The sequence below is a fragment of the Glutamicibacter sp. PAEs-4 genome, assembly GCF_051161755.1.
Lineage (GTDB): Bacteria > Actinomycetota > Actinomycetes > Actinomycetales > Micrococcaceae > Glutamicibacter > Glutamicibacter nicotianae.
Map to the genome: position 1 here is coordinate 589,717 of NZ_CP195017.1, position 24,055 is coordinate 613,771.

20 protein-coding genes, 1 tRNA gene and 3 riboswitches are annotated in these 24,055 nt (G+C 60.2%); of the genes, 11 read left to right on the forward strand and 10 right to left on the reverse strand.

All coding sequences use genetic code 11. The features are described from left to right. Positions 1–51: 51 nt before the first annotated feature. A complete protein-coding gene (gene serC / locus ACR9WD_RS02835; protein WP_121866203.1) occupies positions 52–1,173 on the reverse strand; it encodes a phosphoserine transaminase in 1,122 nt (373 codons plus the stop codon). 260 nt (positions 1,174–1,433) lie between these two features. On the opposite strand from serC, the gene ACR9WD_RS02840 reads away from it, so the two are divergent. From ACR9WD_RS02840 to ACR9WD_RS02855, 4 genes are all read left to right on the forward strand, one after another. Further along, the gene (locus ACR9WD_RS02840) at positions 1,434–2,132 is read left to right on the forward strand and encodes a metal-dependent transcriptional regulator (RefSeq protein ID WP_038990038.1); all 699 of its coding nucleotides are present in this window, start codon (positions 1,434–1,436) and stop codon (positions 2,130–2,132) included. A 104-nt stretch (positions 2,133–2,236) separates the two neighbouring features. Next, a riboswitch (cyclic di-AMP (ydaO/yuaA leader) is annotated at positions 2,237–2,387 on the forward strand. A gap of 4 nt (positions 2,388–2,391) precedes the next feature. Further along, positions 2,392–3,438 carry a M23 family metallopeptidase gene (locus tag ACR9WD_RS02845; protein WP_052253564.1) on the forward strand — a complete coding sequence of 349 codons (1,047 nt, stop codon included), beginning with the start codon at positions 2,392–2,394 and terminating at the stop codon, positions 3,436–3,438. A 123-nt stretch (positions 3,439–3,561) separates the two neighbouring features. Next, a riboswitch (cyclic di-AMP (ydaO/yuaA leader) is annotated at positions 3,562–3,732 on the forward strand. Positions 3,733–3,735: 3 nt separating this feature from the next. Beyond that, entirely contained in the window at positions 3,736–4,563 is an 828-nt protein-coding gene (locus tag ACR9WD_RS02850; protein ID WP_038990037.1) for a C40 family peptidase, read from the forward strand. 231 nt (positions 4,564–4,794) lie between these two features. Continuing rightward, a complete protein-coding gene (locus tag ACR9WD_RS02855; protein WP_038990036.1) occupies positions 4,795–5,289 on the forward strand; it encodes an HNH endonuclease in 495 nt (164 codons plus the stop codon). 52 nt (positions 5,290–5,341) lie between these two features. Here the strand turns inward: ACR9WD_RS02855 and ACR9WD_RS02860 are convergent, their stop codons facing one another. Next, complete coding sequence (locus ACR9WD_RS02860) at positions 5,342–5,740, reverse strand: NUDIX hydrolase (RefSeq protein WP_434922655.1); 399 nt, start codon at positions 5,738–5,740, stop codon at positions 5,342–5,344. Between the two features lie 199 nt (positions 5,741–5,939). Between ACR9WD_RS02860 and ACR9WD_RS02865 the strand changes: the two genes are divergently transcribed. Continuing rightward, positions 5,940–7,169, forward strand: a complete 1,230-nt coding sequence (locus ACR9WD_RS02865) for an ROK family transcriptional regulator (RefSeq protein ID WP_073706489.1) — start codon at positions 5,940–5,942, stop codon at positions 7,167–7,169. Between the two features lie 119 nt (positions 7,170–7,288). On the opposite strand, the gene ACR9WD_RS02870 is transcribed toward ACR9WD_RS02865, so the two are convergent. Together ACR9WD_RS02870 and ACR9WD_RS02875 are read right to left on the reverse strand one after the other, a co-directional pair. Next, a tRNA-Arg gene (locus ACR9WD_RS02870) sits at positions 7,289–7,365 on the reverse strand. A gap of 67 nt (positions 7,366–7,432) precedes the next feature. Further along, on the reverse strand, positions 7,433–8,011 hold the full coding sequence (locus ACR9WD_RS02875) for a hypothetical protein (protein WP_128471405.1): 579 nt from the start codon (positions 8,009–8,011) through the stop codon (positions 7,433–7,435). A gap of 168 nt (positions 8,012–8,179) precedes the next feature. On the opposite strand from ACR9WD_RS02875, the gene pcrA reads away from it, so the two are divergent. The 4 genes from pcrA to ACR9WD_RS02895 all read left to right on the forward strand — a co-directional run bounded on the left by pcrA (position 8,180) and on the right by ACR9WD_RS02895 (position 13,676). Continuing rightward, entirely contained in the window at positions 8,180–10,558 is a 2,379-nt protein-coding gene (gene pcrA / locus ACR9WD_RS02880; RefSeq protein ID WP_038990034.1) for a DNA helicase PcrA, read from the forward strand. Positions 10,559–10,800: 242 nt separating this feature from the next. After that, complete coding sequence (sucC, locus tag ACR9WD_RS02885) at positions 10,801–11,973, forward strand: ADP-forming succinate--CoA ligase subunit beta (protein ID WP_038990033.1); 1,173 nt, start codon at positions 10,801–10,803, stop codon at positions 11,971–11,973. Positions 11,974–11,989: 16 nt separating this feature from the next. Beyond that, positions 11,990–12,892: a succinate--CoA ligase subunit alpha gene (gene sucD, locus ACR9WD_RS02890; RefSeq protein WP_128471406.1), complete on the forward strand. Its 903-nt coding sequence runs from the start codon at positions 11,990–11,992 to the stop codon at positions 12,890–12,892. Positions 12,893–13,178: 286 nt separating this feature from the next. Continuing rightward, the gene (locus ACR9WD_RS02895; RefSeq protein WP_434922656.1) at positions 13,179–13,676 is read left to right on the forward strand and encodes a hypothetical protein; all 498 of its coding nucleotides are present in this window, start codon (positions 13,179–13,181) and stop codon (positions 13,674–13,676) included. Between the two features lie 89 nt (positions 13,677–13,765). Here ACR9WD_RS02895 and ACR9WD_RS02900 read toward each other — a convergent pair whose 3' ends face one another. The 3 genes from ACR9WD_RS02900 to ACR9WD_RS02910 form a co-directional block, all read right to left on the reverse strand. Continuing rightward, positions 13,766–15,298 (reverse strand): MFS transporter, encoded by a 1,533-nt coding sequence (locus ACR9WD_RS02900; protein WP_434922657.1) that lies wholly within the window; start codon positions 15,296–15,298, stop codon positions 13,766–13,768. A gap of 578 nt (positions 15,299–15,876) precedes the next feature. Continuing rightward, positions 15,877–16,161, reverse strand: coding sequence for a hypothetical protein (locus tag ACR9WD_RS02905; protein ID WP_434922658.1), 285 nt, complete (start codon positions 16,159–16,161; stop codon positions 15,877–15,879). A 162-nt stretch (positions 16,162–16,323) separates the two neighbouring features. Beyond that, the gene (locus tag ACR9WD_RS02910) at positions 16,324–19,671 is read right to left on the reverse strand and encodes an SNF2-related protein (protein ID WP_434922659.1); all 3,348 of its coding nucleotides are present in this window, start codon (positions 19,669–19,671) and stop codon (positions 16,324–16,326) included. Positions 19,672–19,757: 86 nt separating this feature from the next. Between ACR9WD_RS02910 and ACR9WD_RS02915 the strand changes: the two genes are divergently transcribed. Then, the gene (locus tag ACR9WD_RS02915) at positions 19,758–20,948 is read left to right on the forward strand and encodes an LOG family protein (protein WP_434922660.1); all 1,191 of its coding nucleotides are present in this window, start codon (positions 19,758–19,760) and stop codon (positions 20,946–20,948) included. Positions 20,949–21,013: 65 nt separating this feature from the next. Here the strand turns inward: ACR9WD_RS02915 and ACR9WD_RS02920 are convergent, their stop codons facing one another. From ACR9WD_RS02920 to ACR9WD_RS02930, 3 genes are all read right to left on the reverse strand, one after another. Then, positions 21,014–22,117: a VIT1/CCC1 transporter family protein gene (locus tag ACR9WD_RS02920; protein ID WP_434922661.1), complete on the reverse strand. Its 1,104-nt coding sequence runs from the start codon at positions 22,115–22,117 to the stop codon at positions 21,014–21,016. 54 nt (positions 22,118–22,171) lie between these two features. Then, a complete protein-coding gene (locus ACR9WD_RS02925; RefSeq protein ID WP_434922662.1) occupies positions 22,172–22,438 on the reverse strand; it encodes a hypothetical protein in 267 nt (88 codons plus the stop codon). Between the two features lie 15 nt (positions 22,439–22,453). Then, positions 22,454–22,567: riboswitch (SAM riboswitch) on the reverse strand. A gap of 67 nt (positions 22,568–22,634) precedes the next feature. Then, positions 22,635–23,222 carry a DinB family protein gene (locus ACR9WD_RS02930; protein ID WP_073706502.1) on the reverse strand — a complete coding sequence of 196 codons (588 nt, stop codon included), beginning with the start codon at positions 23,220–23,222 and terminating at the stop codon, positions 22,635–22,637. 131 nt (positions 23,223–23,353) lie between these two features. Here ACR9WD_RS02930 and ACR9WD_RS02935 point away from each other — a divergent pair, with 131 nt between their 5' ends. After that, the gene (locus tag ACR9WD_RS02935) at positions 23,354–23,920 is read left to right on the forward strand and encodes a cupin domain-containing protein (protein ID WP_413455607.1); all 567 of its coding nucleotides are present in this window, start codon (positions 23,354–23,356) and stop codon (positions 23,918–23,920) included. Positions 23,921–24,055 lie beyond the last annotated feature (135 nt).

Sequence of the window (24,055 nt, forward strand, 5' to 3'; positions counted from 1 at the left end):
GCGCAACGATGATGAATCGTTGCGCGAAGGTCTTTGGCCTTAATCGGCTGCTTAGAGCTGTTCGATCACGTAGTCGATGCACTTGAGCAGTGCCTCGACATCGCTTGGCTCAATTGCAACGAACGTGGCGATACGCAGCTGGTTGCGACCGAGCTTGCGGTATGGCTCCACGTCGACAACGCCATTGGCGCGCAGCGCCTTGGCAATTGCCGAGGCATCGACCGAGTCGTCGAAGTCGATGGTGGAGATGACATTCGAGCGGTGCGCCGGGTTGGCAACATAGGACGAAGCGACGTCGGAAGCCTCAGCCCAATCACGGATCTTGCCCGCCGATTCCGCGGTGCGCTGCGCTGCCCACTTCAGGCCGCCGTTGGCATTGATCCACTTGATCTGTGCATCCAGTCCAACCAGGGTGGTCAGCGAGGGGGTGTTGTAGGTCTGGTTCTTCAAGGAGTTATCCAGCGCGGTCGCCAGGTTCAAGAAGTCCGGGATCCAGCGGTCGGTTGCCGCGATTTCCTCGATGCGGGCAATGGCAGCAGGGGAGACGAAGGCGAGCCACAGGCCGCCGTCCGAGGCGAAGTTCTTCTGCGGAGCGAAGTAGTAGACGTCGGTTTCGGCCAGATCGACATCCAGGCCGCCGGCGGCGCTGGTTGCGTCAATGACTACCAGCGCATCATCATTGGCGCCAGGAACGCGCTTGATTGGGGCCGCAGCGCCGGTGGAGGTCTCGTTGTGCGGCCATGCGTAGAGGTCTACGTCGGCTTCGGCGACTGGCTCGGGAACGGTGCCCGGCTCGCCGACAATGATCGAGGAAGGCTCCAGGAATGGCGCCTTGTCGGTGGCCTTGGCGAACTTCGAGCCGAATTCGCCGAAGGACAGGTGCTGCGCCTTGGAGCGGACCAGGCTGAATGCTGCGGCGTCCCAGAATGCGGTGGAGCCACCTACTCCGAGGAGAACTTCGTACCCTTCGGGAGCGTTGAACATTTCCTTCAAGCCGTCCTGAACCGAAGCGACGAGGTTCTTGACCGGAGCTTGGCGGTGGGACGTGCCGAGCAATTCGGGGCCGGCATCGACGATGGCCTGGATCTGTTCTGCGCGGACCTTGGACGGTCCTGCGCCGAATCGACCATCGGCGGGCAGAAGATTTTCTGGAATGTTGATGTCCGTGCTCATCGCGCTCCTCTTGTAGCGATAGATTGAAGTGCCATGTCGGCCACTATTACCCGTGGTTCGGAATATTGATAGATAGCCTTGGCGTTTCAATAGATATCTTCGCAAATAGCGGGGGGTCGTGAGAAAAGCGCGTCGGTCGGTTACGCCGAAGGCTTGGCGGGTTACAGAGCTTTCTGTCGCTCCAACCAAGTAGAGTGGGGTATTGACGCCACGTATTTTTCGAGCAAACTTATTTGTTGTGACTTCCAGGAGCGGCTGCTGTGTCTGATCTTATCGATACAACCGAGATGTATCTGCGTACCATTCTTGAGCTTCAAGAAGAGGAGATCGTGGCACTGCGTGCCCGAATCGCAGAGCGTCTTGGCCACTCGGGCCCGACTGTGTCGCAGACGGTTGCGCGCATGGAGCGCGACGGCCTGGTTATCGTATCCACCGATCGCCACCTTGCGTTGACCGAGAAAGGTCACGAATTGGCCACGGGCGTGATGCGCAAGCATCGTTTAGCGGAGCGCCTGCTCTCGGACATCATCGGCTTGGACTGGGAATACGTGCACGATGAAGCGTGCCGCTGGGAGCACGTCATGAGTGAGCGTGTTGAGCGCCGGCTCTTCGACCTACTTGGCAAGCCAACCGTGTCGCCATATGGCAACCCGATTCCGGGTCTGGAAGTCCTCGGTGGCCCTAATGTGGGCGAAATCTCACATGAGGTCGAGAATTTGGATGACGCGCTGTTGTCCGGAAACGTCGGCCCGGTGGCGATCGAGCGTCTGGCCGAACCGATCCAAACCGACCCAATCCTGCTCGGACAACTGAACGAAGGTGGAATCCGCCCGGGTGCGATTGTCACCTTGGAGCGCGCCGACGACTACGTTGTAGTGCGTGTGGATGGCATCGAAGGCGCGCTGGAGCTGCCGGTTGAGGTCAGTGCCCACGTATTTGTAAAGTCCCTGAAAAGATAACGAAATTGTAACTTTCGGCGTTGACAGGTAGCGTTAATCATCGGAGCTAGCGAACTAGCTAGCTCTATCCATTTCTGGTGCGACCGCCTAGTGTTGCCCTGCGCCAGAAACGGTCACCAAATCTTGAGGGCAATAACGGGGGACCCACTTTCCGGCGTGCAAGCGTCTTGGGGTGAAGTTCTGCGTGAAGCAGGCCGGCTGATTCTCTGTAGCCGAACCCGACAGCTAACTTCGTAGGCGCAACAGTGAGAGGAATGTTTTGGTAGAAACCAAGACTGCGGGACGTCGCCGCGCTGCCGACGTTGAAGTAGATGTGATTGCAGAAGTCACCGCTTCGACGATCGAGCGCACCGGCGGGCGCCGGGCAGCACGAGCTGCTGCCACCGTCCCGATGATTGCACCGGTCAAGCCGGTCCATGCAGATTTTGTTGGTCGACGCTTCGACTCCATGCAGCGCTACGGCGTTGCGCCTAACCAGGCCCTGCTTGCAGGCAAGGACACCGCGAGCAATGTCGTTGCCTTGCCAGGAGCTGTTCAAGCGACTGCGAGCACCCCTGCAGCGGTTGAGGCTGCAGGCAATGTCGCATTCATTTCGAGCCTGAAGTCGAAGGCACAGAAGTCCACCCACCGCGGCTTCGCCCACAAGGTGGCAGCTGTCGCCGCAGTTTCGGGCTTGGCGCTGGCTGCCGTAACCCCGCAGCTTTCGGGTGGTGCGGGCGAGAACACGGCTGGCGAGATTGCCGCTCAGCGCACCGCCACTTCCGCAGTTGTGGATGTCAAGGCGCCAACTGCAAATGCGGAACTGTCCGTCGAGCGCGCAGCCTTGACCTCGGAGCTGAACCCCGAGGTTGCCAAGGAAGAGAAATTCGCCGAGGTCATGACCGCCTCGGGCGGTAGCATCACGGCTATCAAGGACACTTCGGGTCTGCTTGCTGCGCCAGTTACTACGCAGCGCATCACCTCTTCGTTCGGGCACCGCAAGAACCCAACCGGTCCTGGATTCATGATCCACAGCGGTACCGATTACGGTGTGCCGAGCGGTACCAAGGTGTACGCGGCAGCTGACGGCGTAGTGACCGTATCCGGCTGGGCCGGGCACTCCGGCAACCGGATCACGCTTGACCACGGCAACGGCCTGGAGACCGGTTACAGCCACAACAGCAAGCTGGTTGTGAAGGTCGGTCAGAAGGTTAAGCGCGGTGACGTCGTTGCATTGGCTGGCAGCACCGGCAACTCGACCGGACCTCACGTGCACTTTGAAGTGATCGTTAACGGCCAGTTCAAAGACCCAGCAGGTTGGTTATAACGACGTTCGTCACCATTCCGTGATCAAAACGTGACATTTCAAAAAACTTCCTATAGTCTTGTATGCGTGCCATGGGGATCCCTGGGCATCATTGCGTGAGAACCGAGCACTGCCAACACGCAATGAGTAGTTATACACAACTCGTACGGCAGTGGCGGGGGAACCAATATCGGGTGGTTAGTTTTGGCTGACAACCCTAGGGGTGAAGTGGATAGAGAAGGCAACTTCGAATCCACCGAGGTAACTCCACTTCGAACCCGACAGCTTACCTCGTAGGTATCAAGGAGAGGCAATACTTTGACCAAGAGTCATGCACGCGGACGTCGCCGCGCCGACGTACCACGCACTAATTCGCTACAGGCGATTTCACAGGCCGTAGCATCCAACGCTGGCTCGGTGGGACGCCAGGCAGCCGTTGTCGCAGCAGCATCCGGCTTGATCGTTACTCTCGGTGTGCCAGGTCAGGCAACCGCACCACGTGACGTTTCCGCAGCGCCTGTCGACACCATCAACCCAGAGCGTGTCGCAGTCAAGGCAGTGAAGGTTGCTGCCGACAAGAAGGCTGACGTCGAGATCGAGCGCGCTAGCTTCACTGCTGAAGAGAAGCCAGAGCCAGTTGTCATCGCAGTTTCGAATGACATCACCCCGACTACCCGCAACAGCAACTCGGGCAGCTCGGATTCGATGGCACCAATGACTCGTCAGAGCCGTTCGGGTGGACAGGAATCGGCTCCACAGCAGCAGGCCCAGCCAAAGGCTGAAACCAAGGTTCAGACTTCCAACCTTTCGGGCATCGCAGCAACCGCTGCCAAGTACGTTGGAGTTCCATACGTATGGGGCGGCAACGGCCCAAGCGGCTGGGATTGCTCCGGCTTCGTCAAGTACGTCTACGCACAGCACGGCATCAACATTGCTCGCGGCACCTCGGCCATCCTCGGATCCGGCCAGTTCGTTCGCACCAGCAACCCTAAGCCAGGCGACCTGGTATTCCAGAACGGTGGCGGCCACGTTGGCATCTACCTCGGTGGCGGCCAGATGATCGGTGCGCAGAACCCAACCGTGGACACCATGATCCACTCGGTTTCGCGCAACCCGCTGTACGGCTACTACACCTTGGCTGGCTAAGCACGAAAACTTTTCATAGGCCATCGGATGAGAAAGACATCCGATGGCCTATGTTCGTTTAAACAGATGAACTATGGGCGTCAAGGTGATGAAAAGAAGACAATTTCTTGGCGAGATACCCACCAATAACCGAAAGCATCGCATAGGCTAGCGCTTAGAGACACTCCGAGCAGAACGCGAGCTCCATCAATGCCAGATGGTAGCCATCGGTTCATGAAGGTAGTACGAGCAATGCGAACATTGGTATTAAACGCAGGATACGAGCCACTGGCAGTAGTGACGTTCCGTCGAGCGCTAGTGCTGGTCATGACCGAGAAAGCGAGCATCGTCCTCCAAGACGATCTCGCACCCGTTCGCAGTTCTCAAGGAGATTTACCGCGGCCAACTGTCATCGTGCTGAAACGCTATGTACGACGCCCCTACCGGGACATGCAACATGTCACCCGCAGGGGCGTTTTACGTAGGGACTCCTTCACCTGCGCCTATTGCGGCAAAGCAGCCAATACGATTGACCACGTGATACCGCGCAGCAGGGGCGGGCAGAACACTTGGGAGAACCTCGTGGCCGCCTGCCTGCATTGCAACAGCCGCAAAGCGGACAAGATGCTCTCGCAGTTGGGATGGCAATTGCGCATTACGCCGCATCGTCCACGGGTTGCCGGGCATCTGGTTTCGGGACTGCAGCATGTTGACGCGGCGTGGGACGAATACCTGCATGCTAGCTAGCTGCTAGCTGCTAGCCGCTGGCCCAGCGGCCTTCAGCTAGGCCGTGTGGGACCTACTTCTTGCTTCGCTCGATTGCTAGCGGCAGGACGTGGTCGCGCAGCAGGGGAGCTATATCCTCGCGTTCCAACGCGGCCTGCGGGTCGATCCAGAGCAGCTCTTCCAGTTCTGCCAGCGGGGCGAGCTCGCCATGGAAAGCCGCACTGTACAAAGTTGCGTGGATCGAGGTGTCGTCTTCGTTGGCTGCTGGCCCGATCCATTCGCCGTCGAAGCGCAGTTCGTCAGCGGTGAAGCTCAGCCCCAGTTCTTCACGAATTTCTCGAATGATAGTTTGTAACGCGGATTCCCCAGGCTCCGGCTTGCCGCCAGGTTGCATGAACATGGTTGTCCCGCGCTTGCGTACGAGCAGGATTTCTCCATGGTTGTTGATTAAACAGGCCGCTGAGATCGTCAAATTTTTCTTCACCAAAACACAATATCGCGTGTTTATATGAGTTAGAGATGGTAACGTGCTTAATTGGATCTCCAACGGTTTTAGTTCTAGTTGATCAAGGTTAATTTACTCGCAGTATCTAACCGCGGTATTGATGACTACCGAAAACATTGGAAATGAAAGATCGATCCATCAAATTTACAGATCTATGGAGCAATAAATGCGACGGGGTACAAATCTAGGGCGCTTGGGAGACTTCAACCAAGCCGTAATTCTCGAGTCGATTCGACGGGCACCGGAAGGAATCAGCCGCGTTGAACTGGCCGGTTCGACTGGCCTGTCGCCGCAGACCATTTCCAACGTTGTCCGCCGCTTGCTGGATGACGGAATTGTTCGAGAAGACCGCACTATCGTTTCCGGCCCAGGCAAGCCTCGCACCGTACTGGAGCTCGAAGGCAACCGTCTCGTTTCCATTGGCATCCACCTAGATCCTAGCGTGTTGACCTTTGTTGCGATGAACCTGCGCGGTGAAGTCCTGCGCGAACGCAGCATCGAAGTTCCCAACCTTGAAGTTGCTACCGAAACTGTCCAGCTCATGGCAACCACCGTCAAGGAGCTCATTGCTGAGATCCGCGTGCCAAAGAAGCACATTGTCGGCGTCGGCATTGCAGTTCCGGGTCCAGTAAACGTCGAAGAAGGTGTGGTGCTGAACCCGCCGCTGCTCGATGGCTGGGCAGATGTTGAACTGGTGAACCCGCTGCGCAAGCTGTTGCGCCTGCAGGTCATCATCGAAAAGGACACCATTGCCTCGGCAGTTGGCGAACTGTGGCAGTCCAAGGAAGAGAAGAACAACGACTTCGTCTTCATCTACTGCGGACACGGCTTCGGCGCTGGTCTCGTGTTCAACGGCGACGTCCACCATGGTGCGAGCAACAACGCAGGCGAAATCGGCCACTACTCGACCGGTCACAAATCTGTGGCCTGCGAGGAATGCGGTGCAGATGATTGCCTCGCCGCAGGCACCTCCTACGAATTCATCGCCGCCCAGGCCAAGGAGCGCGGTCTGGAACTGCCGAGCTTCGAAATCGTTGGTCCGGAACAGCGCGCTGCCGGCATGAACCGCCTCTACGAGCTGGCCCATGAAGGAAACAAGGTCGCCAAGGAACTGGTCACCGAGATCATGATCAAGGTTGGCGAAGTTGCCGGCCAGCTGGCCAACTCGCTGGACGTGCGCGAAGTTGTCTTCGGCGGACCGCAGTGGGAAAAGGTGCGCGAACTGGTCGATGATCAAGTCCAGGATGCCATTGGCCGCCGCTTCGCCTTGCGCGGAGTGCATGAAATCGAGACCCGCACGTCCGAGCTCGGCTCCAACGTCGGTGCCATCGGTGGCGCTTGCGTAGTCATGGATGCCTCGCTGTCGCCGAAGGCGACCGCACTGCTGCTGCGCTAAGCAACAGCCAACTTCAAGCACTGAGGGTACGTTCCGCATGGAACGTACCCTCAGCGCTTGCTGCCGTAGCTACGGCAAAAGCCTTGTTCCCAATCGCAAGACTGGAAACAAGGCTTCAGTGGTGCCCCTGGCCGGAATCGAACCGACGGCCTACCCTTTAGGAGAGGGTCGCTCTATCCTACTGAGCTACAGAGGCATGGGCGTGAAAACACCAACAACACTATCTTACTAGGGCGTGCTGGGCGTAATTCTCACGCCACGGCTCAGGCCGTGCCTTCGCGAATCGCAAGCATTTTTGCCTTGAGCGCACGATTGGCACGAAGAGCACCCAGACCTATGACAAGACCGGCGGTGATGACCAGCAGTGCCCAGCGGATCGTCGTGAGGATCGATGCCAATACGACGGCTCCACTGCTCAAGTCTCCAGTGAACAGGGCATCAATGGCGAAGTTCTCCCAGATATCAATGGCCGCGAAGCCCAAGGGGGCAATCCAAGCCAGCCAACGCATCTGGCGGTTGGGGATCCAGCGGATGAACAACAGCATGGAGAACACTGCGGTAAACATCGGAAAGAGGAAACCCGCGGTCTTATGCAGGTAGTTGAGCTGGCCGACAGCGTCATCATCCATGGCGCCGCGCAATGCTTCTATATCGCTGGTCGTGTAGCCGAAAATCCGCTGATCGGGCATCGACAGCGAATCACTGAGGTCCTTCATCTGCACCATCGTGAGCAGATGGTAGTACGCGAACAAGGCAACGCATACGATCAAGCCCACCGAGATGAGCAGCATCGGGTTTGACTTGTTTTCGTGGGAGGTGCTCTGCACCTTGCCTGGCCCCATGCTAGGACCCTGCGACTGGTTCGGCTGCTCACTGAACTGCGCAGGCTTGCGATACTCTTTGCTTTTCCTGACCTTTTTTGCCATATCTTCTATTATGCCCGGCCAGCGATGCGGGCTTTCCCGCGCTCACTGAAAAGTGTCCGGCGCTCCACGTAGACTGGCTACATCATGGATTTCCTTTTTGATGATTTCGCCCCGGATTCCGCACAGCAGGCCATGCCCACTGCCGAGGAGCTATTGGTCGGCATGAACCCGCAGCAGGAAGAAGCAGTTCGCTATGCCGGCGGACCATTGCTGATCGTGGCTGGCGCTGGTTCCGGAAAGACCCGTGTGCTGACGCACCGCATTGCCTATCTCTTGGCGACCGGACGCGCTCGGCCGCACGAAATCCTGGCGATCACCTTCACCAACAAGGCCGCTGCCGAGATGCGCGAACGAGCCGCTGAGCTGATCGGCGACGAGCAGGCGAAGAAGATGTGGATCTCGACGTTCCACTCTTCATGCGTGCGTATTCTGCGTCGCGAAGCGGCCACCATTGGGCTGAAATCCAACTTCTCGATCTACGACTCCACTGATTCGCTGCGCCTGATCACCTTGGTCGCCAAGTCCTTGGAGATCGACCCGAAGCGCTTCACTCCAAAGGCAATTGCGCACAAGATTTCCTCGCTGAAGAACGAGTTGATTGACGAGGAGGACTACGCGGCAACGATCAACACCAATGATCCGTTCTCGCGTGCCGTGTCCGAGGTCTACCGCGGATACACCCGCCGCCTGCGCGCCGCCAACGCCATGGACTTCGACGACCTGATTGGACAGGTCGTCTACATGTTCCGTGCGTTCCCGCGAGTGGCCGACAGCTACCGCCGCCGGTTCCGCCATGTGCTCATTGACGAATACCAGGACACCAACCACGCACAGTATTCGCTGGTGCGTGAGCTCACCGGCGCCGAAGGCGACACCGTGCCTGGCGAACTGACCGTGGTCGGCGACTCGGACCAGTCGATTTATGCCTTCCGCGGTGCCGACATCCGCAACATCGTCGACTTCGAAAAGGACTATCCGAACGCGGCAACCATCAAGCTGGAACAGAACTACCGTTCCACCCAGACCATTCTGTCGGCCGCCAACGAGGTCATCAAGCGAAACCCCGACCGCAACGACAAGAAGCTGTGGACTGCCAGCGGCGACGGCGAGAAGATCACCGGATATGTCGGCGAATCCGAATCCGACGAAGCACGCTGGATTGCTGAAGAAATTCTGCGTCTGAACGATGACGAGGATGTCCGCCCGGGCGATGTGGCAATCTTCTACCGCACGAACGCCCAGTCGCGTGCCTTGGAAGAGCAGCTGATGCGCGTGGATCTGAAGTACCGCGTCGTTGGCGGCACCCGATTCTACGACCGCAAGGAAATCAAGGACGCGCTGGCCTACCTGCGCGCCCTGGTGAACCCGGACGATGACATCAACGTTCGCCGCATTCTCAATGAGCCCAAGCGCGGCATCGGCGACCGTGCTGAAGGCGCCGTGGCGGCGCTGGCTGAACGGGACCGGATTTCCTTCATGGAAGCCTTACGCCGTTCCGACGAGGCGCCGGGGCTGGGAACCCGCGGAATCAAGATGACCGCAGCCTTTGTCTCCATGATGGATGACCTGAAGACCGTGGCGGAGGGTTCGGGCCCGGCAGAAGCCCTTGAAGCGGTGCTTGAGCAGACCGGATACCTGGAAACTCTCCGGCTCTCCTCGGATCCGCAGGATGAGTCGCGTGTGGAGAACCTCGCCGAACTGGTTGCCGTGGTCCGCGATTACGTGAACGAAGAACCTGAAGGCGGCCTCGAAGGCTTCCTGGAGCGCGTGGCTCTCGTCGCAGATGCCGACCAGATCCCGGAGGCGCCCAGCGATGACGAGGGAGCGGCCATGGCCGCGCAGGAAGGCATGGTCACCTTGATGACCCTGCACACCGCCAAGGGTCTGGAATTCCCGGTGGTCTTCCTGACCGGCATGGAGCACGGCGTCTTCCCGCACCAGCGTTCCATGACCGACGAAAAGGAACTCGCCGAAGAGCGCCGCTTGGCCTATGTCGGGCTGACCCGTGCCCGCGAACGCCTGTACCTGACGCGCGCCGAGCAGCGCAGCCTCTGGGGACAGGCCCAATACAACCCGGCGAGCCAGTTCCTGGAAGAGGTGCCGAACGAGCTCATCGACTGGAAACGCGAGGGCTCTGGCGGTGGAATGGGCTTCGGTTACGGTAACGCAGCGGTGAATTTCGCCACCAGCAGATATGACCGCGGCAGCCATTGGGGTGCAGGTTCGGCGTCGCCGCAACCGGTGCGCGGGCACAACGCCGCTCCGGTGTCCAAGAAACGCGTCGTGCAGAACAAGGACATCACCATCCCTGAAGTCGGGCAAAGCGTCAAGCATTCTTCGTTTGGCTTGGGAACTGTTATTGCTTTGGAAGGTGCAGGAGACAAGACCGTGGCCAAGGTGCAGTTCCCGGACTCTGAGAAGCGGCTTTTGCTGCGCTATGCACCGCTGGAAATCGTGGACTAGCCTGCAGGCGTTGACTGTTTTACACGTCACATCTTGATGCTTCCCGACTGGGTTTTCAGGTTTCTCTACATGCTGTAAAAGTGGGAAGTTTGCGAAAGTCGGGATAGTCTGAGAGGTGCGCACGGGCTACGGCGCCTTACGACGTCCCGGTAGTTGCGGTGCGCTCTCTATGGCATGGCATGGATTTCGGTCTGTGGCCGTGCCGCGAGTCAGCATGAACTTCGAACGAAGGACACAAACCCGTGGACCTGTATGAGTACCAGGCGCGCGATCTATTCGAGGCACACGGCGTTCCCGTGCTTGCCGGTATCGTCGCTTACACCCCGGAAGAAGCCAAAGCCGCAGCTGAGAAGATCGGCGGCGTTGTAGTAGTTAAGGCACAGGTCAAGGTTGGCGGCCGTGGCAAGGCTGGCGGCGTCAAGGTCGCTAAGACCGCCGACGAAGCTTTCGAGCACGCTTCCAACATCCTCGGTATGGACATCAAGGGCCACACCGTAAACAAGGTCATGATCGCTCAGGGCGCCGACATTGCCGAGGAATTCTACTTCTCGGTACTGCTGGACCGTGCAAACCGCAACTACCTGGCAATGTGCTCGGTAGAGGGCGGCATGGAGATCGAGCAACTGGCTGAGGAGCGCCCAGAAGCTCTGGCCCGCGTTGCTGTTGATCCGCTGGTTGGCATCGACGCTGACAAGGCAGCAGAGATCGTCGCCGAGGCAGGCTTCCCAGAAGAACTGCGCGGCAAGGTTGCAGAAACCCTGCAGACCCTGTGGACCGTCTTCAAGGAAGAGGATGCCACCCTCGTTGAGGTCAACCCACTGGTGAAGACCGGTGCCGGCGACATCGTTGCGCTGGACGGCAAGGTCTCCCTGGATGACAACGCATCCGAGGTTCGCCACCCAGCTCACGAAGAGCTCGAGGACAAGGGCGCAGCCGATCCTCTGGAATCCAAGGCAAAGGCCCTGGGCCTGAACTACGTCAAGCTGGACGGCGAAATCGGCATCATCGGCAACGGTGCAGGCCTGGTCATGTCCACCCTGGACGTTGTCGCCTACGCAGGCGAGAACCACGGCGACGTGAAGCCAGCGAACTTCCTGGACATTGGCGGTGGCGCATCAGCCGAGGTCATGGCCAATGGCCTTGACGTCATCCTGAACGACCCACAGGTCAAGTCGGTCTTCGTCAACGTCTTCGGCGGCATCACCGCATGCGACGCTGTCGCAAACGGCATCGTCGGCGCGCTGAACACCCTGGGTGACGCAGCGAACAAGCCACTGGTTGTCCGCCTGGACGGCAACAACGTTGAAGAGGGTCGCGCCATCTTGGCCGAGGCCAACCACCCGTTGGTCACCCTGGCAGCAACCATGGATGAGGGCGCCGACAAGGCTGCCGAGCTCGCCAACTCAGCGAAGTAAGAGGGATTAGCGAACAATGAGCATTTACCTGAACAAGGACTCCAAGGTCATCGTCCAGGGCATCACCGGCGGCGAAGGCACCAAGCACACCGCCCTGATGCTCAAGGCTGGCACCAACATTGTTGGCGGCGTGAACGCCCGCAAGGCCGGCACCACCGTGACCCACGGTGACCAGGACATCAAGGTTTACGGCACCGTGGCTGAAGCCAAGGCCGAGACCGGCGCAGACGTATCGATCGTCTTCGTGCCACCTAAGTTCACCAAGGACGCAGTCGTTGAGGCTATCGAGGCCGAGGTCGGCCTCGTCGTAGTCATCACCGAAGGTGTTCCAGTGCAGGACTCCGCTGAGTTCTGGGCTCTGGCACAGTCGAAGGTTGACGCAGACGGCAACCAGATCACCCGCATCATCGGCCCTAACTGCCCAGGCATCATCACCCCGGGCGAGGCGCTGGTTGGCATCACCCCGAACAATATCACCGGCAAGGGCCCAATCGGCTTGGTTTCCAAGTCCGGTACCCTGACCTACCAGATGATGTACGAACTGCGCGATCTGGGCTTCTCGACCGCAATCGGCATCGGCGGCGACCCAGTCATCGGCACCACCCACATCGACGCCCTGGCTGCTTTCGAAGCTGATCCAGAGACCAAGGCCATCGTCATGATCGGTGAAATCGGTGGCGACGCCGAGGAACGCGCTGCCGAATTCATCAAGGCCAACGTCACCAAGCCAGTTGTTGGCTACGTGGCTGGCTTCACCGCTCCTGAGGGCAAGACCATGGGCCACGCAGGCGCCATCGTTTCCGGTTCGGCTGGCACCGCCCAGGCGAAGAAAGAAGCCCTGGAAGCTGCAGGCGTCAAGGTTGGCAAGACTCCTTCGGAGACCGCCCGCCTGCTGCGCGAAGTATACGCAGCTCTCTAAGCTGTCGCTGAACTGTAGCTGATACCCGGAAATATTTTCCGGGAATGAACGGCCGCCGTTTCTCCTGAAGCATCAGGAGAAACGGCGGCCGTTTCGCATTTAATAGGAATCTACTAGTCAAACCGCTGCTGGACCAATATGCTGATTGGAATAATTGAGTTCGTTGTCTTCAAGAGAAGGATTGCCGACGATGCGCGGTAGTTACTGGGCGGCGTTTGCGTGCCTATCTCTGGCATTGACTTCTTGTACGAGTCCAGAATCCAGTAAAAGTGAAGGGCCGTTGCCTTTGAACCCAGATTCAGCAAGTTCTTGCGATCGACCGTACATTGCCAGCGAGGGCGAACTGCGTGGTGCACCGCAACTGCTCCGAGTAGACCAGTTCTATGACCAGGACATGCGCCATACTTTGATGGACGCATCTGTTGGCTCCTCTGTCACCTTCAGTCCTCGTCCTGACTGGAACAATGTCAATGAAGTGCTCACGGCGGCCGGCGCCGTCTCCGAAACCGCTGTCGTAGAACGGCCCTATGATGCAAGCAAAGGGCTGGAATCGTTGATCAGAAGCTCCCAGCAGTCTGCGGGGCTCGTGGGATACGCGGCAGCGCGCCCGGTGACCTACACATATAGCGTTCAATGCCTCAACGATCAGCAAAACGACTATAGGCTCGTTTTCGATACCTGGTCCGAGGCTGAATTCGGAATCCTTGACTGCGAGCTGAGGCTAGATGCGAACGCGCAATGGGCTGCGCAAGCAACCTACGATTCCTACTGCCAAGCCTCATAGCCCTTTAGCCGGGTGAAACGATAGTGGGGCCAGTTCCACTTGGAACCGGCCCCACTATCGCTCACAACCCCATTGAGAGGCTATCTAGCCTAGGACTGAGCAGCCTTGGCGTCTGCAATCTCCTGCTGATAGTTCTCTTCGAGCGCAGGAACCTGCTCAAAGATTTCTTCCACGTCCAGGTCAGGGTTTTCTTCCTGGGTTGCAACCAGCTCTGCTGCTTCTTCCTCGGTGGCCACCGAAGGCAGCGAACCCGGAAGCGGCCTGCGTGCGGATTCCTTCAAGAAGCACACGGCGATGATGCCGGCAACCGACGTTCCCATGACCCAGAAGGCAGGTGCCAGGGAAGAATTGGTCATGGTGACCAGAGCCTGCATGATGAACGGTGCGAAGCCGCCAAAGATGGCTACCGCGAAGTTGTACGAGATGCCCATGCCACCGTAACGCGAGGCGGTGGGGAACAGGGCTGGCAACGACGAAGCCAGGTTGGAAACGTAGAAGACCACGGGGATGGCCAACAGGGCAAGGCCCGTCAGCGTGGACCAGATTTGTCCATGCATCATGAACAAGAAGGCTGGAATGGCCAGGACAACTGCCGAGCCGGAGCCAATGAACAGGACCTTGCGGCGGCCTATGCTATCGGAGAGCATGCCGGCCAGCGGGATGCACAGGGACATGCCAACCAGAACCGGCAGGGTCAGCAGGTTGCCGTGCACCGGATCGTATTTCAGGGTCTCGGTCAGGTAGGTAGGCATGTAGCTGGTCAGTGCATAACCTGCAGTGTTGGCGGCCGAGACCAGCACGAAACCGGTCAGCAATTCGCGCCAGTAGGCCTTGACCAGGTCGATGACGCCCTTCGGAGCATCGGCGGAGTTCCGCGCGTCGTCGCTGGCGCGGTTAGCGGCTTCCTGGGCTTCCTTGAAGGCAGGCGTGTCTTCAATCTTGGAACGGAACCACAGTGCGATGACGCCGAGCGGAAGAGCGACCAGGAATGGAATGCGCCAGGCGAAGCCTTCCATGACATCTTCGCTCAGGGTCAGCTGGAGAATGGAGACAAATGCGGCGCCCAAGGCAAAGCCCATGTAGGAGCCGAGGTCCAGCAGCGAGGCGAAGAAGCCGCGGCGCTTATCCGGAGCGTATTCGGTAATGAATGTAGTAGCACCGGCGTACTCGCCGCCGGTGGAGAAGCCCTGGATCAGCTTCAGCACGACGAGGAGAATTGGCGCTGCTACACCCCATACCGAGTAGTCCGGAAGGACACCGATGCCGAACGTGGCCAAAGCCATCATGAGCAGGGTGAAGACCAGGATCTTCTGGCGTCCTACGCGGTCGCCTAGCTGGCCCAGAATCACGCCGCCAAGCGGGCGGGCAACGAAGGTCACGGCGAATACGCCTAGGCTGAACAGGGTTTGGATGGCAGGGTCTACCGTGTCAGGCATGAAAAGCTTGCCGATGATCACTGCGAGGTAGCCGTAGACACCTACGTCGTACCATTCCATCAAGTTGCCAACGACGGTGCCGCCGATGGCTTTCTTGAGCATCGAATCGTCGACAACGTTGACGTCTTCGACCTTCAGCCGACGTTTTCTGCGGAACCGTGGCTTCCGTGAGTTTCGTGCTTCCATAGTTTCACTCCTCATATCTTTCCTGATCTTGTCCCGGTGCCGGCGACCATCCTCGTCCACAATGTTGAGGAGCGAAATTTCTGCTCCTTGAAGCTGGTTGCGACCGCCGTGTGACTCGTCGAAATCGATAGATTTCTACTCAAAAATCCGGTCAAAAACCGGCTTTGAGCGATGAAACGCTTAAGCGGACAATCGTCAAGTTTACCAAAAATTAGATTAATTGCCTGATCGAGAGGCTCTCTTGAGCCAATGCGGGCCCGGGCAGATAGCCAGATCGCGGACGTGCCGACCGCCGATTAGCCACGGAAGCATAGGGCAAACGGGCGATCGGCGAAGGCTCGGATCGAACTGCCCGAAAAACTCAAACTGTGGCGAAGGACTCGGTCCGCCACGGGGTGGAAAACGGAGAATCTGAGCGAAAACTCTGTTTCTGAAGCCGTGGATCCAGGGGGGCAAGCAGGGGCTTCAGACGGCAAGAATCCCGTGAGCTGTTCATCCGCGCCCGGCACCGTCTCTGCCGGACGCAAAAATGCCCCAAGGCCGCCGGTAGGCAGCTTGGGGCATGAAGTCGAAGCAGGCTAGCCGCGTAGGCCGGCTGCAGCTTCGGTGTCGATCCTGAGGAATGAAGAGCCGATGGCAGCGAAAGCCCCCGGGATCAGGAGCATCCGGTGCTTCGGATTGTAGAAAATCTCTTCGAGAGGGGAAGCCAGGACCCTGCGGATCTTTTCCAGGAGCCGGTCATTCTCCAAGGACAGGCGTTCCTGCTTGGTTTCAATCACCACACGATCTTTGTCGATACTCACCGATGCGCTCATCCAGTCGTCATCGGGGGTACTGGGAGTCTCCGATTTAATCAGGGACACGGATATTACCGCCTTAGTCGTTCGTATCACCCGGACGAGGAGCCGCCCGGGTTCTAGCCCGACGAGCGCACAGTGTGTGGCGCAGCGCACAACGTCGGACATTTTGAATATACAGGGTTTTGCTGACAGCCGCCTGCTAAGACGGCGGATTTAATCAACCTGTTACTCAAGCAGTCCTCGGATGTCTTGGGCGGTCAAGGCCTTGGAGAATCCATCGGCCTCATCCATCACCGTCGAAATCAACTTGCGCTTGCTTTCCTGCAGTGCCACAACCTTCTCCTCGATGGTGCCCTGGGAAATCATCCGGTACACCATCACCTGCCGAGTCTGGCCAATGCGATGCGTGCGGTCGATCGCCTGGGCTTCAACGGCCGGGTTCCACCACGGATCCAGCAAGAAGCAATAGTCGGCTTCGGTGAGGTTCAGGCCGAAGCCGCCGGCCTTCAAGGAGATCAGGAAGAGCGGTGCTTCGCCTTCCTTGAACTGCTCGATGACCTTGGAACGGTTGCGGGTATTGCCATCGAGGTACACGAACCTCACGCCGCGCTCGGCCAGCTTGTCGGCCAGCACCTTCAGGTATGAGGTGAACTGGCTGAAGATCAGCGCGCGGTGGCCTTCGCCCACCACGTCATCGAGCTGGTCGAAGAGAGCTTCCAGCTTCGAGCCGGGGATATCCGACAGTTCCGGATCCACCAGGGACGGCTCAAGGGCCAGCATGCGCAGGTGCGTCAGCGACTGGAAAATGGTGAAGCGGTTGCGATCCAGGTCCTCCACCAGGTGCAGGATCTTCTGGCGTTCGCGATTCAAATGCGTGTCGTAGACATGCTGGTGCTCTTCGGACAGGCGCACCAGAATCTGCTGCTCCTGCTTGGCCGGAAGATCCAGCACCACCGATTCCTTCGTGCGGCGCAGCATGAACGGCTTGATCCGGCGCTGCAGCAAGGCGAGGGTTTCCTTGTCGCCCAAGACCTCGATGGGCCGGGCGAACTGGCGATTGAAGCGCGTGGTGTTCAGGAACAACGCCGGAGCAACCAGCGACAGCAAGGCACCGAGCTCGGACAGGTTGTTTTCCATCGGGGTACCGGTGACTGCCAACTTGAAATTGGTCTGCAGGTTCACGGCGGTCCTGTGCGCTTTGGTGGATTTGTTCTTCACGAACTGCGCCTCGTCGAGGATCAGGCCGGCAAAGCGCTGGGCTTCGTAGATCTCGTCGTTCAGGCGCAGCAGGGTGTAGGTCGTGAGAATGACATCGTAGTCCTGAGCGAGTTCCTGAAGCTGCCGCGGTGACGGCAACGTGCCCTCGACGCTGACGACCCGCAGGGAAGGGGCGAACTTGTTGATTTCCATTTCCCAGTTGGACACCACCGAGCTCGGGGCAACCACCAGGAACGGCAGGCGGGTACGCTGGGCCGCCGGCAATTGGGCGCAGGCCTCGGGATCCGCCCAGAGCTTATGGGCATGGAGCATCAGCGCAATCGTCTGCAGGGTCTTGCCCAAGCCCATGTCATCGGCGAGGATGCCGCCGAAGCCGCCCTCGTACAGGCGGGAGAGCCAGTGGAACCCCTCCACCTGGTAGGGACGCAATTGGGCATCCAGCGTGTTCGGAACCTGGGCATGGTGGGCCTCGGCGACCTTGAGCAGCGAACGCATGCGTGCGATGAACAGGTCAGCGCCGTCGATGCCTTCAGCCATCTCGTCCAGTTCTTCGAACATCGAGATCTGGAAGACCGTCAGCTTCAGGTCTCCCTCCTTCGGCTTGTCGTTCATCGCCTGGGCTTCGTCAACCAGCGCCTTGAGCTTGGCGAACATCGGGTGGTTCAGCGAGAACCAGGTGTTATCCGGCAGGCGGAGCTTCATCTGGCCATTGCTCATGGCCTCGACAATCTGCGAGAAGGGAACCTCATGGTCGCCTACGGTGATTAGCAAGCCGAGATCAAGCCAGTCGGTCCGTTCATGATTCACGGCATTGATCTTCAGCTGGGGGAGTTCACGCAGCTGGCGGAAGGTCGGCCGGGTGCCCTGCTCGACGAGCTGGACCTCCGGAAGGCGCTCCAGCGCGGGCAGGATCTCGGTGACGAAATCAATGGTGTCATCGCGTGCGTAGAACTTCGGCGACAGGTTGGGGTTGCCGGCTTCCTCATGCTCCAGGAACACCTCATGCACGGCGGCCTGGAGCAGTTCCTCGGCCTCCACGTCGTACACTTCCTGGTCGCTGGGGATCCCCGGGTAACGGATCTGGAAGTCCAGCGCGGCGGTGTCGTTCGGTTCCTTGTTCTCGTTGAATTCGCGCTTGTAGACCACGGTGGCGTGCACATAGGGAGGTTTCAGATCCGGCAGGACCAGCTCGTCGCTGACGCTGCGCAGCTCGAAACGGCGAGCCAGGCGAGGGTAGGAGGATTCGAAGAAGTCGTTGATCTCCGGTGCGGGCACGGTGACCGGGCGGCGGTCGATATACCAGCGGCGGTGCGCGTCGGGAACCGGCTCGGTGCTTGGAGCCAGCCAGATTTCATCGGGCTGGGCCATCTGCGCATAGAAACCATGCTCGGCGATGACACCGCTGGGCGCCTCCGGATCAAGCACGAGATCCTGCCCGGCGATGTGCAGGACGCCGTCCAGCTGCAGCTGCTGCTCATCCAGGGAGGCCTGCATGCTGAAGCTGGCCGGATCAACGATCCGCACGCGCTGCTCGGAACGGGTGGTGATCAGCGCAATGCCCAGCTCGCCAGCCTGTTCGAGCAGCGGCCAGAGCAGCTCGGAAGCGTACTCGTCCAGGAACAGCCAGTCTTCGTCCACCTTGAACTGCAACTGGCTGTCGCTGCGGGCCATGGAGGCGAAGCGGGTGAACCAATGGTGCTGTGCACGCAGCAGGTTCCAGCCGTAGGTCTTGAAGCCCAGGGTGGTCCAGCGCAGCTGGCCGCGCACCCAGCGGCCTTCGGCATTGCGGACCATGGGGCGCACGCCCAAGCGGAAGCGCTTGTTGCGGGTTGGGTGCGGGATGGTCCCGGTCGGCATCCACTGCTGCTGCTGGGTGGCGTCCTTCGAATCGAAGAGCAGGAACTGCAGCGCCATCGGCACCACCGGATCGTGCTGCGAACCGAGCAGCCCGTCAGCCGGGCCCGGCTCGGACTCCTCGAACCATGAATCGATTTGCTTTGACCACACGGTGTCCGGCTTCTCTTCATGGACCGGCAGCGGGCGAGGCTGGGAGGCGATCTTATTGGAGGTAATGGCCAAAGCCGCGATATGAGAGCAGATGCCTGGCGCGTCGCAGGTGCACTCGCAGGATTCGATCTTCCACTCGCCACCCTCCAAGTGGACCTGGATCATCGGAGAGAATTCTTCGCCGGAATCGGTGACTGTGCCCTCGATCTGCCCGGTGTTCTCATCGAATTCCACGTCAACCACGGAATTTGCTTCTGCGGCCAGGTTCTTTCCATAGAAGAAAGGAACGTTGCCCAGAAAAGCCAGTAAATGGCGGGCGTCAATGGTTGGTGGAACAGATTCAGTCATCCTCTCATCGTTTCACGTTCCGGGCCGTCGCGAAAGTTGAAGGGCCCTTCTGTGAATAATCACTATCCATGACGTAGCGTTGACGCATGTCCCACGTGTGGCCCTACCTTCCAGCCCGAGCAGTGAACATCACCTCGCTCGTCGAATTCGACCGCCTCGCCGCTGAAGCGCTGGTTTCCCACCATGCCCACGGAAAAGGCTGGCGCGTGCACCGCGTGGATCTGCGCGAACGGGATACCGTGCTGAAATCGCTGGATCTTTCCGAAGCGCTGTTTATCGATTGCCAGTTTTCCGCCCAAGGCCAGCAGATCGTTCAGGCGACGGGCGGGCTGTGCATGAGCTCGGGGGCGCAGCTGCCGTTCGAGACCGGAGCCCGCGGCTTGTACACGGCAGAAGAGCTGTACTCGGGGATCTGGACGCAGACCTACCAGCAGGTGCCCGATGCCAAAATATATGCGTACTCCCAGCAGCATGCGGCGGCGAATGCCGACAGCGATCACAGTGCGCTGGCCCGGACCCTGCACGATCACCACATTGGCCATGCGCTGGTCTCGGAGGTGTATGAGGGTACGTTCAAGGACACTCCGATCATCGGGGTGATGGGCGGGCATGCGATGAACCGGGGCACCACGCAGTACGCGCAGGCCTTGGAGCTCGGGCGCATGATTACCCGTGCTGGCTACGCGGTGGCCACCGGGGGAGGGCCAGGAGCCATGGAAGCGGCCAATGCCGGTGCGTGGCTGGCCGACTATGGGGCAGATGACATCGCGACGGCCTTGCAGATGCTCGCCGAAGCGCCAGATGCGATCCACCAGCGCACCGGCTGGGCGAGAACCGCCCTGATGGTGAAGGAGCGTTTCCCCAGCAAGCGGCAGTCGCTGGGCGTGCCGACCTGGTTCTACGGCCATGAGCCGCCGAACCTGTTTGCCACCCGGATCGCCAAGTTCTTCACCAATTCCATTCGCGAGGCGATCCTGCTGGAGCAGTCCAACGGCGGGCTGGTCGTGCTGCCCGGGGCTGCCGGCACGGTCCAGGAAATCTTCCAGGATGCCTGCGAGAACTACTATGCCACCGGTGCCCGCGTGGTGCCGATGGTGCTGGTCGGCCGCGACTACTGGAGCCGGGATCTGCCCGCGTGGCCGCTGCTCCAGGCACTGGCCAAGGAACGCGTGATGGAGCAGAAGATCGCCCTGGTGGACACCGCCGAGGAAGCGCTGGCGTTCATCCAGTCCATGGAAACCCTGCGCCGTCGGACCCGGCCGGCAAAGGACAACTAGTCCGGGGCATCGAAAATGCCGGGACAGCCGAAGCTGTCCCGGCATTTTCGATGCCAAGCGGAGTATTAGCTGACGCTGACGTCGAAGATCAGGCCCAGGCAGTAGGTGACGGCCGCCGCGCCCCAGCCGATGGCCAGCTGGCGCAAGCCGCGCTTGAATGGGGAGGCTCCGGAGAGCAGGCCCACGATGCCGCCGGTGATCATCAGGGCGATGCCCACCAGCGCCACCGACACGATGATCGCGGCCAGCCCGGAGAGGCCGAAGATGTAGGGCAGGATCGGCACCACCGCGCCGGAAGCGAAGAGCAGGAATGAGGTGGTGGCCGCCCCGGTGGCCGAGCCCAGCTCCTGGTGCTCCTTCTCGAGCTCCTCGCCGCGGCCTTCCGGGTTCAGCGAGAAATCAGGGTTGCAGTCGCAGGTGAACAGGCCCATGCGTTCGGCGGCCCGGTGCTCGGCGTCCTCGTCGCTCATGCCGCGGGCCTTGTAGATCAGCACCAGCTCGTTGGCGTCCAGATCCAGGTTCGGGGCTGCGGTCAGTGTGACCTGGGTGGGCCGCGAGGCGGTCAGCAGCTCGCGCTGGGAACGCACCGAAACGTATTCGCCGGCCGCCATGGACAGCGCTCCGGCCAGCAAGCCGGCAATGCCGGAGAACAGCACGAAGGCCGAAGAAACGCCGGTGGCGCCGATGCCCATGATCAATGCCAGGTTGGATACCAGCCCGTCGTTGGCGCCGAAGACCGCGGCGCGGAAGTTGCCCGACAGCCGTGCGCGTCCTGCCGTGGCCAGGGCCCGGACGACTTCCTCGTGGACCTGCTCGTCGGCAGCCATCTGAGCCGTGGCGTCCTTGTCATTGCGGTAGGGGGAGCTGCTCTCGGAGCGCTGGGCCATGGCCAGCACGAACACCGACCCGAAGTGCAGGGCGAGGAAGCGCAGCATGGTGCGGCGCAGCGACGGTCGGACTTCCTTGGCATGCTCGCCGAGCATGGTGCGCCAGTGGGATTCGTGGCGCGCTTCGGCTTCGGCCAGGCCCAGCAGGATTTGCCGTTCCTGCCCGGACTTCTTTTCCGCCAGGGCGCGGTAGATGGCGCCCTCGGCGACTTCATCGGCGAGATACTTGCGCCATCGCTGGATCTGCGCTTTGGTTGGTTCGGCGACTGGGTGCTGTGGCATCTCGAAAAGGCTCTCCTGGAACGTGGGGTTTCCCATGGAAACCCGTGGATCGGCTCAGCTTTCCACTTTAGCCAGCGCCCCTGAACTTGGGAATTTGGCAAGGCTAAATGCATGGCGCCTGCCGGCCGGATTCCCGGCCGCCGGCACCACCAGCAGCAATTCTGAGGTGTCCGGGTCGAAGGCCGGACGGCGGGAGCAGCGCGCGATGAGGCGTTCGAGCTGGAGCGGGTCCGCAACGTAGCGGGTGCACCAGCGGCCCTCGGCGGTGAACTGCACCTGGCCGGTCTGGCGGTCGATGATGGGAAGAATCGGGACAGCCATGGATATCAACTCTCTGGCGAGCTCTTGCCCGTGCACCAGTTGATGCGCGGACCGCTTCTTCATCCGAACCACCCATGAACTTGGGGTTGGTGCGCGGCCAGTCGGAGCTTGGCGCCGCGTCTCGTGAAGCAACAATTCCGAGCGTACCGCCGCATGCGGCGCCAGATGAAGCCGTACTGCGTAATATGACTTCCGGTCAGTTCTCCGGGGCCAGGGAATCGGCCAGCTGCTGCAGCTTCTGGCGGTGTTCAGCCCACTGCGCCGTGGTGTAGCCGGGCAGCAAATCCAGCGTCGCGGTCCAGCCGGCACGGCCGTCGAGCTGCTCGCGGATGATATCCAGCTGCCCTGCATGCCGGGAGGTCTCGGCCAAGGCATGGATGAGCAGATGATCCAAGGTGGTATGCCCGGCCGGCCCCCACCACGGGACGTGCACTGCAGAATCCAGGGCCAAGGCGGCGATGCCTTCGTCCGCGAAGGCGATGGCCTTGCGGTACAGGCCGATCAGCTGCTGCCCGTCCATGTCCGCGGGCGGAAGGAAATCAGCGTCGGGATCATGAGGCGAGATGAACTCGCGGACATAGGCGTCGTTGGCCTCGCGCTGCAGGCAGGTGCCGAAATACTCGTATTCGTTGATCACCAGATGGTGCAGCACGCCCAGGATATGGGTGCCGGTAGGGGTGAGCGGGGTGCGGGCCAGCTGCTCGGCCAGGCCCTCGGCCTTGAAGATCGCATTCTCGCGTGCCTCGCCCAGATACCCGCAGAGCCTGTCCTTGGTGCTGTCCATGGACAGAGTCTAATGATCGCGGCCGGCCCGCGGTAGGGGACACCGCGTGTTTACCATTGGTAAACTTGCCCCGCAGGCGGTGAAGCCGCCGCGGATGCCGCTGCCGGACACGACGTTGATGGAGCCAAACGATGAAAACCTTGCCAGTTGAACCAACCGGTGCTGCGATCAACATCGGTGCGCGGCTGCGCGGGGTGCGGCAGACCCAGCGCATGACCATTGACCAGGTCGCAGAGCTCTCCGGGCTGACCAAGGGCTTTCTCTCGCGTGTGGAACGCGACCTGACCAGCCCCTCGGTGGCGACGCTGCTGCGCCTGTGCGAGGTGCTGGGCATCGAGGTCGGCACGCTTTTCGAAGTCCCGGAAACGAAACTGGTGCGCCTGGACCAGGCGCCGCGGGTTTCACTGGGCGGCGACGGGATCACCGAGCAGCTGGTGACCCCGCGCAGCGAAAAGCGGCTGCAGATGATCCGCGCCGAGATTGCGCCGAGGGGCACTGGCGAAGCGGAACTGTATTCGATGGATTGCGAGCTGGAAGTGCTGCACGTGATCGCCGGAGAATTCATCCTGATCCTGCCCGACCAGCGATTGGAGCTTGAGGCGGGCGACACCGTAACCTTCCCGGGCCGCGAGCCGCATAGCTGGCAGAACCCTTCCGATGAGCCGGCCGTGGTGACCTGGACGCTGATCCTCTCCTGAGCCCAACCCCTGCGCCCGCTGCGGCGGCACGCTCGGCGCGATGCGGCTGCGCGTTCGCTGGCGGGGTGGGCAACCGCGTATTCTAGGAACGATGCGTTGTTCCGGGCGCTCGGAACAATTGGCGATGGGAGAGGC

Coding starts and splice junctions, on each gene's coding strand:
- ACR9WD_RS02935 (WP_413455607.1), top strand. CDS start 23,354: ATGAAAACCTTGCCAGTTGAACCAACCGGTGCTGCGATCAACATCGGT.
- ACR9WD_RS02925 (WP_434922662.1), bottom strand. CDS start 22,438: ATGGCTGTCCCGATTCTTCCCATCATCGACCGCCAGACCGGCCAGGTG.
- serC (WP_121866203.1), bottom strand. CDS start 1,173: ATGAGCACGGACATCAACATTCCAGAAAATCTTCTGCCCGCCGATGGT.
- ACR9WD_RS02855 (WP_038990036.1), top strand. CDS start 4,795: ATGCGAACATTGGTATTAAACGCAGGATACGAGCCACTGGCAGTAGTG.
- ACR9WD_RS02900 (WP_434922657.1), bottom strand. CDS start 15,298: ATGGAAGCACGAAACTCACGGAAGCCACGGTTCCGCAGAAAACGTCGG.
- ACR9WD_RS02910 (WP_434922659.1), bottom strand. CDS start 19,671: ATGACTGAATCTGTTCCACCAACCATTGACGCCCGCCATTTACTGGCT.
- ACR9WD_RS02915 (WP_434922660.1), top strand. CDS start 19,758: ATGTCCCACGTGTGGCCCTACCTTCCAGCCCGAGCAGTGAACATCACC.
- ACR9WD_RS02930 (WP_073706502.1), bottom strand. CDS start 23,222: ATGGACAGCACCAAGGACAGGCTCTGCGGGTATCTGGGCGAGGCACGC.
- sucD (WP_128471406.1), top strand. CDS start 11,990: ATGAGCATTTACCTGAACAAGGACTCCAAGGTCATCGTCCAGGGCATC.
- ACR9WD_RS02875 (WP_128471405.1), bottom strand. CDS start 8,011: ATGGGGCCAGGCAAGGTGCAGAGCACCTCCCACGAAAACAAGTCAAAC.
- ACR9WD_RS02920 (WP_434922661.1), bottom strand. CDS start 22,117: ATGCCACAGCACCCAGTCGCCGAACCAACCAAAGCGCAGATCCAGCGA.
- pcrA (WP_038990034.1), top strand. CDS start 8,180: ATGGATTTCCTTTTTGATGATTTCGCCCCGGATTCCGCACAGCAGGCC.
- ACR9WD_RS02865 (WP_073706489.1), top strand. CDS start 5,940: ATGCGACGGGGTACAAATCTAGGGCGCTTGGGAGACTTCAACCAAGCC.